The organism is Maritimibacter alkaliphilus HTCC2654 (genome assembly GCF_000152805.1).
Lineage (GTDB): Bacteria > Pseudomonadota > Alphaproteobacteria > Rhodobacterales > Rhodobacteraceae > Maritimibacter > Maritimibacter alkaliphilus.
Genome location: NZ_CH902578.1, coordinates 967737 through 980932, shown reverse-complemented (window position 1 = coordinate 980932; position 13196 = coordinate 967737). Strand labels below are relative to the sequence as shown.

Here is a 13196-nt window from a genome sequence, read left to right as displayed (position 1 = left end):
CCTCACGGCGACGGCCTGCCGAAGGCGGGGCGGCGCAAACCCTGTGCCGGCGCAAGCCGGCTCCGCTGTCTGGCGTATCACACCAGGGCGTGATCCTCTGCTGCGTCGCGGCGGCTGGCATCCCCGGGATTTGTGTGGAATATCCGCATCGAACGGTTGGGAAGGGATGACCATGAGCACATTCGACTACGACCTTTTCGTGATCGGCGGCGGCTCCGGCGGGGTTCGCGCGGGGCGTGTGGCGGCCGAGAGTGGGGCCAGGGTGGCCCTGGCCGAGGAGTTCCGCATGGGCGGAACCTGCGTGATCCGAGGCTGTGTGCCGAAGAAACTGATGGTCTTCGCCTCCAAGTTCGGCCCGGCCACCGGCGAGGCGCGCGACTGGGGCTGGGAGATGGGCGACGGCACCTTCGACTGGTCGAAGTTCCGCCCGAACCTCCATGCCGAGTTGAGCCGGCTCGAGAACATCTACCGCACCAACCTCGCGCGGCCCGGCACCGACCTCTACGACGCGCGCGCCACGCTGAAGGACGCGCATACGGTCTCGCTGTCCAACGGGCAGAGCTACACCGCCAAGCATATCCTCGTGGCGACCGGCGGCCGGCCCTTCATCCCCGATCTGCCGGGGGCGGAAATGGGGATCACCTCGAACGAGGTCTTTAACCTCGACCGGCTGCCGAAGAAGATCCTGATCGTCGGCGGCGGCTATATCGCCTGTGAATTCGCCTGCATTCTCAATGGACTGGGCACCCATGTGACGCAGTGGCACCGGGGGCCGCAGGTGCTGCGCGGCTTCGATGACGAGGTGCGCGGGCATATCGCGGAGCTCATGCTGGCGCAGGGGATCGACCTGCGCGTGGGCGTCAGCCCCCGCGCGCTCGAACGCTGTGACGACGGTCGCATTCGGGTGATCGGCTCGGACGACCACAAAGTCGTCGTGGACGAGGTGCTGTGGGCCACGGGCCGCAAGCCCAATTCCGACGGTCTGGGGCTCGAAGACCTCGGGGTCGAGATCGGGGAACGGGGCGAGGTCGTCGTGGACGACTATTCGCAGACCGCCGTGCCGTCGATCTATGCCATCGGGGATGTGACCGACCGCATCAACCTCACCCCGGTCGCGATCCGCGAAGGCGCGGCTTTCGTCGAGACCGTGTTCAAGGGCAACCCGACCAAGCCGGATCACGAAATGGTCGCCTCGGCAGTCTTTACCCAGCCGGAATACGGCACAGTCGGGCTGACCGAAGAAGACGCGCGCGCGCAGGAGCCGATCGACGTCTACACCGCGACCTTCCGCCCGATGCAGAAAAGCTTCATCGACCGTCAGGAAAAGGCGCTCTTCAAACTGGTTGTCAGTCAGGAGAGCCAGCGGGTTCTGGGGTGCCATATCGTCGCGGACGGGGCGGGCGAGATGATCCAGCTGGCCGCCGTGGCGGTAAAGATGGGGGCGACCAAGGCCGATTTCGACGCCGCCGTGGCGGTGCACCCGACCATGGCCGAGGAAATCGTGCTGATGAAATCGCCCACGCGGAGCGATTGAACCCAATAGAGAACCCGTGATCCGGGTTGAAAAACAAGCATTCAGCCGCCAGTTATGAGCGGACAGTTTCTGGAGGACTCTACACATATGGCCAGCGATAGCGGCGGACCCTGGGGCGGCGGCGGTGGAAACCGCGGTGGCAGCAATGGCGGATCGAATGGCGGCGACGACCGCAACGGGCAGAACGGCGGCAATCGCCGGCCCGGTCAGCAAGGCGGAAACATCCCCGAGATAGACGACCTGATGCGGCGCGGGCAGGAACAGCTTCGCGTGCTCATGGGCGGCAAGGGCGGTGCGAACCGGGGCAACGGCGGCGGCGAAGGCCCGGCTGGCCCGCGGTTCACCCGTGGCACCATCGGGATCGTCGTTCTGGCTGCCGTCGCGCTTTGGCTGTTCGCAAGCTTCTACCGCGTCGACACCTCGGAGCAGTCGGTCGAGCTTCTGTTCGGCGAACGCTACCAGGTCGGCACGGAAGGTCTCAACTTCGCGCCCTGGCCGGTCGTGACCAAGGAAATCTACCCCGTCACCCGTGAAAACACCGAAGACATCGGTGTGGGTCTCGATGAGGGTCTGATGCTGACGGGCGACGAGAACATCGTCGACATCGACTATCAGGTGGTCTGGAACATCGGTGATGTCGAGCAATTCGTGTTCAACCTCGCCGATCCCGTGAACACGATCCGCGCCGTGTCGGAATCGGCCATGCGCGAGATCATCGGTCGCTCCTCGCTCGCGCCGATCCTGAACCGGGATCGCGGTGTCATCGCGCAGGAACTGGAAGAGCTGATCCAGTCGACGCTCGACAGCTACAACTCCGGCGTGAACATCGTGCGTGTGAACTTCGACCGCGCCGACCCGCCGCGTGAGGTCATCGACAGCTTCCGTGAAGTGCAGGCCGCCGAACAGACCCGCGACACGCTTCAATCGCAGGCGGATGCCTATGCCAACCGCGTGGTGGCGGAAGCCCGTGGTGAAGCGGCGCAGACGCTGGAACAGGCCGAGGCCTATCGCGCCCGCGTCGTGAACGAGGCCGAAGGTGAGGCCGCGCGTTTCATCGCGGTCTACAACGAATACGCGAAGGCGCCGGAAGTGACCCGTCGCCGCCTTTACATCGAAACGCTGGAGCGGGTTCTGGGTGATGTCGACAAGATCATCATGGACGATGCCGTGGGCGGCGAGCAGGGGGTCGTGCCCTATCTGCCGCTGAACGAGCTGCGCCGGAACTCGACCAACACCACTACTTCGGGAGGGTCGAACTGATGCGTCGTTCCTACGTCATTCTCGGGATCATCGCCGTTCTCGTTTTTATCGGCCTGAATTCCTATTACATCGTCGACGAACGCGAAAAGGCCCTGCGCCTGTGGTTCGGTGAGGTCACGGCCGAGATCGGTGAGCCGGGTCTTTATTTCAAAGTGCCGGTCCTGCACGAGATCGCCAAATACGACGACCGTATCCTGCCGCTCGACACCGAGCCGCTCGAGGTCACGCCGGCGGACGATCGTCGTCTCGTCGTCGACGCCTTCGCGCGCTGGCGGATCGAGGATGCGACCCAGTTCCGCCGTGCTGTTGGCGCGTCGGGCATCTCGGGCGCGCGTTCGCGGCTTGAGCGCATCCTGAACGCCGAGCTTCGCGAAGTGCTGGGTAGCGTGCCCTCGGACGCGGTGCTGTCGGTCGACCGTGTGTCGCTCATGAACCAGATCCGCGACCAGTCGCGCGACGAAGCCGCCGCGCTGGGTATCCGTGTCATCGACGTGCGCATCAAGCGCGCCGACCTGCCGGATCAGAACCTCGAGGCGACCTTTGAACGGATGCGGGCCGAGCGTCAGCGGGAAGCGGCGGACGAGATCGCACGCGGTAACGAGGCGGCGCAGCGTCTGCGCGCACAAGCCGACCGGACCGTGGTCGAAACCACCTCCGAAGCCCAGCGTGAGGCCGAGATCATTCGCGGTGAAGCCGATGCGCAGCGTAACGCGATCTATGCTGAAGCCTTTGGCCGCGACCCGGAATTCTTCGCCTTCTACCGGTCGATGAGCGCCTATGAGCGGTCGATCCGGGGCGGAAACTCCACGCTCGTCATTTCGCCCAACAGCGAGTTCTTCAACTACCTCAAGTCCGACACCTCGGCCCAGATCGCGCGCAGCGCGGGCACGCCGAACGACACCCGTGTTGAAACCGAGACCGACGGATCGGCCGATGCCGGTCCCGTGATCGAAGTTCCCGGTGCCGGGCTTGGCGACGAGGATGCGACCGCGACCGACTCGGCCGGTGGTGACGAAGCGACGCAAGAGCAGCCCGCCGACGGATGAGCTGGCTGTTCCTGGGCTTGGGTCTCGCCCTCGTATTCGAGGGCCTGATCTTCGCCCTGCTTCCGGGCCGCCTGGAAAACATACTGGCCACCATCGCCACGATGAGCCGCGACAGGCGGCGGGTCGTGGGGTTGGTGGCCATTGCTTTTGGCGTGGCGCTGGTCTGGCTCGCCAATCGCTGAGCGGGGCGGGTGGGCCATGTCACGCCGCCGTGACGGCCCGTGGTCAAGATTGCGTTGCGCTTGGCGCCTCCTATCTGGAAAGATGAACGAAACGTCCGACAGGATTTCAGAGGAGACTGCAGTGAAAGCGCAGGCGAGGGTAGAGACCCGACCGAACCCCAAACTGATCGCAACCCTGTTCGCCCTGATGGCGGCGATGGTGCTGGCGGCCACGTCGCTGGCCCATGCCCAGACCCGGCCCGCGAGTTTCGCGGATCTCGCCGAAAAGGTCAGCCCCTCGGTTGTGAACATCACCACGGCCACGGTCGTCAGTCAGGACACCGGGCCGCAACCGATGGTGCCCGAGGGGTCGCCGTTCGAGGATTTCTTCCGTGACTTCCTCGACCGCGAAGGCGAGGGGCAGCCGCCGCGCACCCGGCGTTCGTCCGCTCTCGGGTCGGGCTTCGTGATTTCCGAGGACGGCTACATTGTCACCAACAACCACGTCATCGAGGGCGCGGACGAGATCGTGATCGAATTCTTCGGCAACCGGGGCGAGCTGGACGCGACCGTGATCGGCACCGACCCGAACACCGACATCGCGCTGTTGAAGGTCGAGACCGACGAACCGCTCCCCTTCGTGCCTTTCGGCGATTCCGAGGCGATCCGCGTCGGCGACTGGGTCATGGCGATGGGCAACCCGCTGGGTCAGGGCTTTTCGATTTCCGCCGGGATCATCTCGGCCCGTGGGCGCGAGCTTCAGGGCACCTATGATGACTTCCTCCAGACCGACGCAGCGATCAACCGGGGCAACTCGGGCGGGCCGCTGTTCAACATGGACGGGCAGGTGATCGGCGTGAACACCGCGATCCTGTCGCCCAACGGCGGGTCCATCGGCATCGGCTTCGCCATGGCGTCGAACGTGGTGACCAAGGTGGTCGACCAGCTCAAGGAATTCGGCGAGACGCGGCGCGGCTGGCTCGGTGTCCGCATTCAGGACGTGAGCGACGACGTGGCCGAGGCGATGGGGCTTTCATCCACCAACGGCGCGCTCGTGACCGACGTGCCGGACGGCCCCGCCAAGGATGCGGGCATGGAAGCGGGCGACCTGATCCTGAGCTTCGCGGGCGAAGAGGTCGCGAACACCCGCGAACTCGTGCGCATCGTCGGCAACTCCGGTGTCGGTGAAACCGTGCGCGTCGTGGTGCTGCGTGACGGCCAGACCCAGACGCTGAAGGTCGTGCTCGGCCGGCGCGAGGAAGCCCTCGCCAATGACGAAGGCGGCTCGTCGACCGACAGCACGCCCGCGCCCGAGGTGCAGCAGCAGACCATCCTCGGCATGACCCTGTCGGAAATGACCGACGAATTGCGCGAGGAACTGGGGCTCGACGCCGGGGCGCAAGGGCTCGTCGTCACGGCGGTGCAGGCCGATAGCGAAGCCGCCGCGAAGGGCCTGATCGAAGGCGACGTCATCACCGAGGCCGGCCAACAGCAGCTGACCTCCATCGCTCAGCTGGAAGAACGGATCGCCTCGGCCCGTGATGGCGGTCGGCAATCCTTGCTGCTTCTGGTGCGGCGCGGCGGCGACCCGCGCTTCGTGGCGCTGCCGGTCACCGAGTAGACCTTGAAAACAAAACGCCCCGCCGAAATAGGCGGGGCGCTTCGTGGCCGCCCCATTAGGCGGCCCTTTTCGTTCGCGTGAGTGGCAGGTCAGCGCATACGGAACACGTCGAGGCGGTTCACCCCGATGTCCGTGAGCTGCGCATCCGTCAGGCCGGTGAGGATCGCGCGGGTCATGCGGCGGGCACGACGGCGCTCAACCTCGATAGCGAGATCGGAGAAGAACCGGACGACGCGCGAAACGTGACCGGCGAATTCGTAGTTGGCGACTTTGACAGCCATTTCGGCGCTCCTTGCATAAGTTATGGGCATTTTGAAAACATCTACGCCCGACCCGGTGCAAATAGGGAGAAACACGCGCCGGCACAAATGCAGTTTCTGCATGGCTAGGCTGTCATTTCCGCATAGCTAACGCATCATTTAAGGCCCTGAAATAACTTGAGGAATCCGGGTGGCCAAAACCGTCGGTTTCGATTTCCGGGGTGTCGTTTTTCGCCCTCGTGGTCGCAAATCGAGGAGCGGTCCCGAAGGATTGATCTTGGCAGATGTTCGCGTTTCGTGCTAATTTTTCGTCAAAAGCAGAACAAAAGGGGCGGCGACATGCGGGTATTGGGCATCGACCCGGGGCTGAGAAACCTCGGCTGGGGCGTGATCGACGTGTCCGGCAGCCGAATCTCGCACATCGCGAACGGCGTCTGTCACGGGACCGGCGAAGATCTGGGTGACCGCCTTCTGGCCCTGTTCGACGCGCTCACCGACGTGGTCGCGCGCTTCGCCCCGGACACGGCGGCGGTGGAACAGACCTTCGTGAACAAGGATGGCGCGGGCACGCTGAAACTGGGTCAGGCGCGCGGGATCGCGATGCTGGTCCCGGCGCGCGCGGGCCTGTCGGTCGGGGAATACGCGCCCAACACGATCAAGAAGACGGTCGTGGGCGTGGGCCATGCCGACAAGCGCCAGATCGACCATATGGTGCGCCTGCAATTGCCGGGGGTCGAGATCGCAGGGCCGGATGCGGCGGATGCACTGGCTATCGCGCTCTGCCATGCCCATCACGCGCGGGCGGGCGACCGGCTCGCGCAGGCCGTGGGACGGGTGCGGGCATGATCGGGAAGCTGTCGGGCCGGATCGACTACAAGGGCGACGATCACGTGCTGATCGACGTGCGCGGCGTTGGCTATATCGTCCACGTCTCGGACCGCACGCTCGCCGGCCTGCCGGGGCCGGGCGAGGCGGTGGCGCTCTATACCGACATGATCGTGCGCGAAGACCTGATGCAACTGCACGGCTTCACCTCGCTGGTCGAGAAGGAGTGGTTCCGGCTTCTGATGACGGTGCAGGGCATCGGGGCCAAGGCCGCGACCGCGATCCTCGGCACGCTTGGTGCGGACGGTGTGAGCCGGGCGATCGCCTTGGGCGACTGGAACGCGGTCAAGGCGGCCAAGGGGCTGGGGCCGAAGACGGCGCAGCGTGTCGTGAACGAATTGAAAGACAAAGCGCCGACGATCATGGCGATGGGCGCGGGGCAGACTGTGTCCGCGCCCGAGGACGTGCTGGTCGAAAGCGATGCGACCCCGGTGGCGGCGGCGCCCAGAGCGGCTCCTAAGCCCGCGAACATGGCCCAGCCGGAGGCCCTGTCGGCGCTCGCGAACCTCGGCTACGGGCCGGGTGAGGCGGCGAGTGCGGTGGCCACCGCTCTGGGCGACGATCCGGACCTCGACACGGCGAAGCTGATCCGCGCGGCCTTGAAGCTGCTCGCGCCGAAGGGGTAGGGAGAATGTGCTGCTCATCCAGCCTCGGGCTGTCTTCGCGGCGACGAGCCTTTGAAAGCGTGCGAGGAGCATGACCGAGCCTGATCCCACCCTGCGCCCCGAGCCGATGGCCGAGGATGTGGACCGCGCCCTGCGGCCCCAGACGCTCGCCGATTTCATCGGGCAGGCCGAGGCCCGCGCGAACCTGAGCGTGTTCATCGAAAGCGCGCGGCGGCGAGGCGAGGCGATGGATCACGCCCTGTTTCACGGCCCGCCCGGTCTGGGCAAGACAACGCTGGCGCAGATCATGGCGCGCGAATTGGGCGTGAATTTCCGCATGACCTCCGGCCCGGTGCTGGCCAAAGCGGGCGATCTGGCGGCGATCCTGACGAACCTCGAAGCGCGCGATGTGCTGTTCATCGACGAGATTCACCGTCTGAACCCGGTGGTGGAAGAGGTGCTTTACCCGGCGCTCGAGGATTTCGAACTGGACCTCGTGATCGGCGAGGGGCCGGCGGCGCGCACCGTGCGGATCGAATTGCAGCCTTTCACTTTGGTCGGTGCCACCACGCGGCTCGGCCTGTTGACCACGCCATTGCGCGACCGCTTCGGCATTCCGACGCGGCTGCAATTCTACACGGTCGAGGAACTCCACAGCATCGTGACCAAGAACGCGATCAAGCTGGGCGCGCCCGCCGATGAAGACGGCGCATTGGAGATCGCCAAGCGCGCGCGCGGCACGCCGCGCATCGCCGGGCGGCTTTTGCGCCGGGTCGTGGACTTCGCCGTGGTCGAGGGCGACGGGCGGATCACGCGGGCGATTGCGGACAACGCGCTGACACGGCTCGGGGTCGATCATCTGGGCCTCGACGGGGCCGACCGGCGCTATCTGACGCTGATGGCCGAGCACTACGGCGGCGGCCCGGTGGGGATCGAGACGCTGGCGGCGGCGCTGTCGGAAAGTCGGGATGCGCTGGAAGAGGTGATCGAGCCCTATCTGCTGCAACAGGGCCTGATCCAGCGCACCCCGCGCGGGCGGATGCTGGGCCATCTGGCATGGCGGCATCTGGGGCTGGAGGCGCCGCGTGCGCCCGGACAAGGCTCGCTTTTCGAGGACTGAGGCCGCTTGACTGTCAGAGGGTCCGGGCACAGATTCCGGGCAAAGGAGACCCTCATGCCCATCAAGAACCGCTTCGCCGAACTGCACGGTGACATCACCGCGTGGCGACAGGACATTCACGCCAACCCCGAACTTCTGTTCGACACCCACCGCACCGCCGCGCTGGTGGCCGAGAAACTCCGCGCCTTCGGCTGCGACGAGGTGGTCGAAGGGATCGGACGCACCGGGGTCGTGGGCGTCATCAAGGGCAAGAGCGACACGGCGGGCAAGGTCATCGGGCTGCGCGCCGACATGGATGCCCTGCCGATCAAGGAGGCGACCGGGCTGCCCTATGCCTCTGGCACGGACGGCAAGATGCATGCCTGCGGTCATGACGGGCACACCTCGATGCTGCTGGGGGCGGCGCAATATCTGGCCGAGACGCGCAATTTCGACGGCACCTGCGTCGTGATCTTTCAGCCTGCCGAAGAGGGCGGCGGTGGCGGTCGCGAGATGGTCGAAGACGGGATGATGGACCGCTGGGGTATTCAGGAGGTCTACGGGATGCACAACTGGCCCGGCGTTCCCGTGGGGCAGTTTCAGATCCGCGCAGGCGGGTTCTTCGCCGCCACCGACCAGTTCGACCTGACGATCGAAGGCAAGGGCGGACATGCCGCCAAGCCGCATGAGGGCGTGGACCCGACCGTGGTGGCGAGCCATGTGATCGTCGCGCTCCAAACCATCGCGAGCCGCAATGTGGACCCGGTGAAGCATGTGGTGGTGAGCGTCACGACGATGCAGACCGAGGGCGACAGCTACAACGTCATCCCGCAGCGCGTGCATATGAAAGGCACGATCCGCACCCATGACGCCGACGTGCGCGAAGCCGCGCCGGAGCGGGTGAAGGCTCTGGCCGAAGGCATCGCCGCCGGGTTCGGGGCACGGGCGCAGTTCACCTATCTGCCGGGCTATCCGGTCATGGTGAATTCCGAGGAACAGACCGCCTTCGCCGCCGAAGTGGCGCAGGCGGTGACGGGGCAGGAGACCGCCGAGGCCGACCCGATCATGGGCGGCGAGGACTTCGCCTATATGCTCGAGGCGCGGCCGGGGGCCTATATTCTCGTCGGAAACGGCGACACGGCGCCGGTGCATCATCCGGAATACAACTTCAACGACGAAGCGATCCCGGCAGGCTGTAGCTGGTGGGCCGAGATCGTGGAACGGCGGATGCCGGCGGCGTGAGGGCTGCGTGGCGTTGTTAGATTGAGTGCGGCTGACGCCGCACGCTCTATTCTGGAGTAGGGTGGCTCCGGCTCACCAAAGCGAAAAACCTTTCGCTTGGGGATCCGCCGTCGCCTGATCCTGCGACGACAGAGCCGGTCGTGCCGTTCAACCGAAATAGACGTATCCCCGGCAAGCCGGGGCCCCTCGTCGATTTCGGTGGATCGTCCCACCCGTCTCCGTCCCCTTGGTCTCAGGCGACGGCGGCTCCGAAGCGAAAGGCTCGGTTCTCTTAGCCCCCGGTGTGGCTCATGTGGCGCGAGACCTGACCGTCCGCGCGCTGGCGGGAATAGTCGAAGTCGTGGCCCTTGGGCTTGCGCGTGATCGCTTCGCGGATCGCGGCGACAAGCGGTTCGTCGGTGTTGGGATGATCGCGCAGCGGCTGGCGCAGGTCGGCGCGGTCCTCTTGCCCCAGGCACATGTAAAGCTCGCCGGTGCAGGTCATGCGGACCCGGTTGCAGCTTTCGCAGAAATTATGCGTGAGCGGCGTGATGAAGCCGATCTTCTGCCCGGTTTCCTCGAGCCGCACGTAGCGTGCCGGGCCGCCGGAGCGTTCGGCGAGCGGGGTCACCGTGTACCGCTCTTCAAGACGCTCGCGCAGGTCGGTGAGGGGCCAGTATTGGTCGAGCCGGTTCTCGTTGCCGATGTCGCCCATCGGCATGACCTCGATCCACGTCAGGTCCATGTCGCGGCGGGCGCACCATTCGGTCAGCTCGAACAGTTCGACATCGTTGAAGTTCTTCAGCGCCACCGCGTTGATCTTGATGCGAAGCCCCGCCTCCTGCGCCGCGTCGATGCCGCGGATCACCTTCGACAGGTCGCCGCGCCGGGTGATGTCGGCGAATTTCTGCGGGTCGAGGCTGTCCAGTGAGATGTTCACGCGGCGCACGCCCGCATCCGCCAGGTCGCCCGCGAACCGTTCGAGTTGCGAGCCGTTGGTGGTGAGCGTGAGTTCGTCGAGCGCGCCGGATGTCAGGTGGCGCGACATGGCGCGGAAATAATCCATGATGTCGCGCCGCACGAGCGGCTCGCCCCCCCGTGATGCGCAGCTTGCGCACGCCGAGGCCGATGAAGGCCGTCGAGACGCGGTCGAGTTCCTCGAGCGTCAGGAGTTCCTTTTTCGGCAGGAACGTCATGTTCTCGGCCATGCAGTAGGTGCAGCGGAAATCGCAGCGGTCCGTCACCGACAGCCTGAGGTAGGTGATCGGGCGCATGAACGGGTCGATGAGAGGTGCATCTGCCATACCGTGAACGTAAGAGCGCGCAGCGGTCGGGGCAAGCGGTATCGGCGCTTGGCCTGCCAGTGCCTTGGTCGTATGCTCAGCCCATGAAACGACTGGTTCTCATTGGTTTTCTTGGGCTTGCAGGCTGTGCGAACGGCCCGGCCTTTCTGCAACCTGCCGCGAATGTGAAACCCGAGGGGTCGACGGTCACCACCGTCGCGCCGCCTGCCGATGCGCGGACCGAGGATGCCTTCGACACCACGACGGACGAAGAGCGCGCGGCGGCGGTCGCGACGCCGGAGCCGGCGGGCGAGCGATCGCTGGGCACCACGGTCGCGACGCTGGGCAGCCCGACCGATCCGGGGATCTGGATGGACACGCCACTGGTCTCGTCGGTGACGCAAGGCCGGGTCGAGGCCGCGAACGGCAAGTCGGTGAACCTCGAACTCAGGCCGATCGAAGGGCCGGCCACCGCAGGAAGCCGGATATCGCTTCCGGCGCTCAGGCTTCTCGAAGTGGGGCTCGCAGGGCTTCACACGCTGACCGTCTACGCGAAATGAACCGGCGGGTCGTCGAGGGGCCGGGCGATTGGGCGGCGCTCAGGCGCGCGTTCCGCTGGACCGTGCCTGACGGGTTCAACATGGCCGACGCCTGCTGCGACAGCTGGGCGCGCGACGAACCCGGACGCGTGGCGGTGACCCATGTGGGGCACGAGACGCGCGACTGGACCTTTGGCGAGTTGAAAGACGCCTCCGACCGGCTGGCGGGGGCCTTTGCCGATGCGGGCGTCGGGCGGGGGGATCGGGTCGGCGTGCTGCTGGGCCAGTCGCCCGAAACCCTTATCGCGCACCTCGCGACGTGGAAGCGGGGCGGTATCTCGATCCCGCTCTTTTCGCTTTTCGGTCCCGATGCGCTGGCCTTCCGGCTGGCCGATAGCGGGACGAAAGCGGTGGTCACGGATGCGGCAGGGGCCGAAAAGCTTGCCGCGGTCCGGGGTGAACTGCCCGATCTGGCCCAGGTGTTCGCCGTGGGCGGCGGCACGGGGCGCGACTTCTGGGCCGAGGTCGAAGCGGCGAGCCCGGTCGATCCCGTGCCGGTGGGGGCCGAAGACCCGGCTGTCATCATATACACCTCCGGCACAACGGGGCCGCCCAAGGGCGCGCTTCATGCCCATCGGTTCCTGATCGGCCATCTTCCGTCGGTCGAATTGCATCACGAGGGGTTTCCACATCCCGGCGATGTGGGCTGGACCCCCGCAGATTGGGCGTGGATCGGGGGCCTCATGGATATGGCGATGCCGTGCCTTTATCACGGCGTCCGGCTTGTATCCTGCCGGATGCGCAAGTTCGACGCGGACGAGGCGTATCGGCTGATCGCGGACCAGCGGGTGCGAAATCTGTTTCTGCCGCCGACCGCCCTGAAACTGATGCGGCAGGCCGAGGTGCCGGAGGACGTGGACATACGCACCATCGGGTCGGGGGGCGAGGCGCTGGGGGCCGATCTGCTGGCCTGGGCGCAAGACGCGCTCGGCGTGACGATCAACGAGTTTTACGGTCAGACCGAGTGCAATCTGGTGCTCGCCTCCTGCGCCGGGTCGATGGCGGTGAAGCCCGGCAGCATGGGGCAGGCGGTCCCGGGGCACGAGGTCGCGGTGATCGACGCCGAGGGGCAGGTCGTGGCGCCGGGCACGGTGGGCGAGATCGCGGTGAAACGGCCCGATCCGGTGATGTTTCTGGGCTACTGGAACCTGCCGGAGAAGACCGCGGCCAAGTTCACGGGCGACTGGATGCGCACGGGCGACTTGGGGGTCTGCGACGAAGATGGGTATTTCACCTATGTCAGCCGCGACGACGACGTCATCACCTCGGCCGGCTACCGCATCGGGCCGACCGAGATCGAGACCTGTCTGACGGGCCACCCCGACGTGGTGATGGCCGCCGCCGTCGGCGTGCCGGACGAGACGCGGGGCGAGGTGGTGAAGGCCTATGTGGTGCTCAGGGACGGGGCGGCGACCGAGGGGTTGGCCGACCGTCTCATCCAGCGGGTGCGCGAAAAGGTGTCGCCCCACGTGGCGCCGCGGATCGTGGAATTCGTCGACGATCTGCCGATGACCGCGACGGGCAAGATCATGCGGCGGTCCTTGCGTGATCCGGGTGCGCGGTGATCGGTTTCGCCCGGGCTTGCGCCCGGTCGACCCGCGCGTCGGCTGCGCCGCCGCGAT

At 66.1% G+C, this 13196-nt stretch carries 12 protein-coding genes and 1 pseudogene; 11 read left to right on the top strand and 2 right to left on the bottom strand.

From position 1 onward, the window contains the following. Positions 1 to 172 precede the first annotated feature (172 nt). The 5 genes from gor (at position 173) to RB2654_RS05935 (ending at position 5622) form a co-directional block, all read left to right on the top strand. Positions 173 to 1534 (top strand): glutathione-disulfide reductase, encoded by a 1362-nt coding sequence (gor, locus tag RB2654_RS05955; RefSeq protein ID WP_040884476.1) that lies wholly within the window; start codon positions 173 to 175, stop codon positions 1532 to 1534. 87 nt (positions 1535 to 1621) lie between these two features. After that, the gene (gene hflK / locus RB2654_RS05950; RefSeq protein ID WP_008329602.1) at positions 1622 to 2794 is read left to right on the top strand and encodes an FtsH protease activity modulator HflK; all 1173 of its coding nucleotides are present in this window, start codon (positions 1622 to 1624) and stop codon (positions 2792 to 2794) included. After that, a complete protein-coding gene (gene hflC, locus RB2654_RS05945) occupies positions 2794 to 3840 on the top strand; it encodes a protease modulator HflC (protein ID WP_008329601.1) in 1047 nt (348 codons plus the stop codon). The genes hflK and hflC overlap by 1 nt, the downstream gene beginning before the upstream one ends. After that, a complete protein-coding gene (locus RB2654_RS05940; RefSeq protein WP_008329600.1) occupies positions 3837 to 4022 on the top strand; it encodes a DUF2065 domain-containing protein in 186 nt (61 codons plus the stop codon). Before hflC ends, RB2654_RS05940 begins: the two co-directional genes overlap by 4 nt. 82 nt (positions 4023 to 4104) lie before the next feature. Continuing rightward, the gene (locus RB2654_RS05935) at positions 4105 to 5622 is read left to right on the top strand and encodes a DegQ family serine endoprotease (RefSeq protein WP_008329599.1); all 1518 of its coding nucleotides are present in this window, start codon (positions 4105 to 4107) and stop codon (positions 5620 to 5622) included. An 89-nt stretch (positions 5623 to 5711) separates the two neighbouring features. Here RB2654_RS05935 and RB2654_RS05930 read toward each other — a convergent pair whose 3' ends face one another. Further along, a complete protein-coding gene (locus tag RB2654_RS05930) occupies positions 5712 to 5903 on the bottom strand; it encodes a YjiS-like domain-containing protein (RefSeq protein ID WP_008329598.1) in 192 nt (63 codons plus the stop codon). Positions 5904 to 6221: 318 nt separating this feature from the next. Between RB2654_RS05930 and ruvC the strand changes: the two genes are divergently transcribed. From ruvC to RB2654_RS05910, 4 genes are all read left to right on the top strand, one after another. Further along, on the top strand, positions 6222 to 6728 hold the full coding sequence (ruvC, locus tag RB2654_RS05925) for a crossover junction endodeoxyribonuclease RuvC (protein ID WP_040884469.1): 507 nt from the start codon (positions 6222 to 6224) through the stop codon (positions 6726 to 6728). Next, positions 6725 to 7393: a Holliday junction branch migration protein RuvA gene (gene ruvA, locus RB2654_RS05920; RefSeq protein ID WP_008329596.1), complete on the top strand. Its 669-nt coding sequence runs from the start codon at positions 6725 to 6727 to the stop codon at positions 7391 to 7393. The genes ruvC and ruvA overlap by 4 nt, the downstream gene beginning before the upstream one ends. A 70-nt stretch (positions 7394 to 7463) precedes the next feature. After that, positions 7464 to 8492: a Holliday junction branch migration DNA helicase RuvB gene (gene ruvB / locus RB2654_RS05915; RefSeq protein WP_008329594.1), complete on the top strand. Its 1029-nt coding sequence runs from the start codon at positions 7464 to 7466 to the stop codon at positions 8490 to 8492. 54 nt (positions 8493 to 8546) lie between these two features. Then, a complete protein-coding gene (locus RB2654_RS05910; RefSeq protein ID WP_008329593.1) occupies positions 8547 to 9713 on the top strand; it encodes a M20 aminoacylase family protein in 1167 nt (388 codons plus the stop codon). A gap of 271 nt (positions 9714 to 9984) precedes the next feature. Here the strand turns inward: RB2654_RS05910 and moaA are convergent. After that, positions 9985 to 10996: pseudogene (gene moaA, locus RB2654_RS05905) on the bottom strand (GTP 3',8-cyclase MoaA). Between the two features lie 83 nt (positions 10997 to 11079). Between moaA and RB2654_RS05900 the strand changes: the two are divergent. Together RB2654_RS05900 and RB2654_RS05895 are read left to right on the top strand one after the other, a co-directional pair. Continuing rightward, the gene (locus RB2654_RS05900; RefSeq protein ID WP_008329584.1) at positions 11080 to 11535 is read left to right on the top strand and encodes a hypothetical protein; all 456 of its coding nucleotides are present in this window, start codon (positions 11080 to 11082) and stop codon (positions 11533 to 11535) included. Beyond that, the gene (locus RB2654_RS05895; RefSeq protein ID WP_008329581.1) at positions 11532 to 13139 is read left to right on the top strand and encodes an AMP-binding protein; all 1608 of its coding nucleotides are present in this window, start codon (positions 11532 to 11534) and stop codon (positions 13137 to 13139) included. Before RB2654_RS05900 ends, RB2654_RS05895 begins: the two co-directional genes overlap by 4 nt. The last annotated feature ends 57 nt before the right edge of the window (positions 13140 to 13196 follow it).

Bases quoted from the DNA above. Each gene is read 5' to 3' on its own strand.
- gor (WP_040884476.1), top strand. From the start codon at position 173: ATGAGCACATTCGACTACGACCTTTTCGTGATCGGCGGCGGCTCCGGC.
- hflK (WP_008329602.1), top strand. From the start codon at position 1,622: ATGGCCAGCGATAGCGGCGGACCCTGGGGCGGCGGCGGTGGAAACCGC.
- hflC (WP_008329601.1), top strand. From the start codon at position 2,794: ATGCGTCGTTCCTACGTCATTCTCGGGATCATCGCCGTTCTCGTTTTT.
- RB2654_RS05940 (WP_008329600.1), top strand. From the start codon at position 3,837: ATGAGCTGGCTGTTCCTGGGCTTGGGTCTCGCCCTCGTATTCGAGGGC.
- RB2654_RS05935 (WP_008329599.1), top strand. From the start codon at position 4,105: ATGAACGAAACGTCCGACAGGATTTCAGAGGAGACTGCAGTGAAAGCG.
- RB2654_RS05930 (WP_008329598.1), bottom strand. From the start codon at position 5,903: ATGGCTGTCAAAGTCGCCAACTACGAATTCGCCGGTCACGTTTCGCGC.
- ruvC (WP_040884469.1), top strand. From the start codon at position 6,222: ATGCGGGTATTGGGCATCGACCCGGGGCTGAGAAACCTCGGCTGGGGC.
- ruvA (WP_008329596.1), top strand. From the start codon at position 6,725: ATGATCGGGAAGCTGTCGGGCCGGATCGACTACAAGGGCGACGATCAC.
- ruvB (WP_008329594.1), top strand. From the start codon at position 7,464: ATGACCGAGCCTGATCCCACCCTGCGCCCCGAGCCGATGGCCGAGGAT.
- RB2654_RS05910 (WP_008329593.1), top strand. From the start codon at position 8,547: ATGCCCATCAAGAACCGCTTCGCCGAACTGCACGGTGACATCACCGCG.
- RB2654_RS05900 (WP_008329584.1), top strand. From the start codon at position 11,080: ATGAAACGACTGGTTCTCATTGGTTTTCTTGGGCTTGCAGGCTGTGCG.
- RB2654_RS05895 (WP_008329581.1), top strand. From the start codon at position 11,532: ATGAACCGGCGGGTCGTCGAGGGGCCGGGCGATTGGGCGGCGCTCAGG.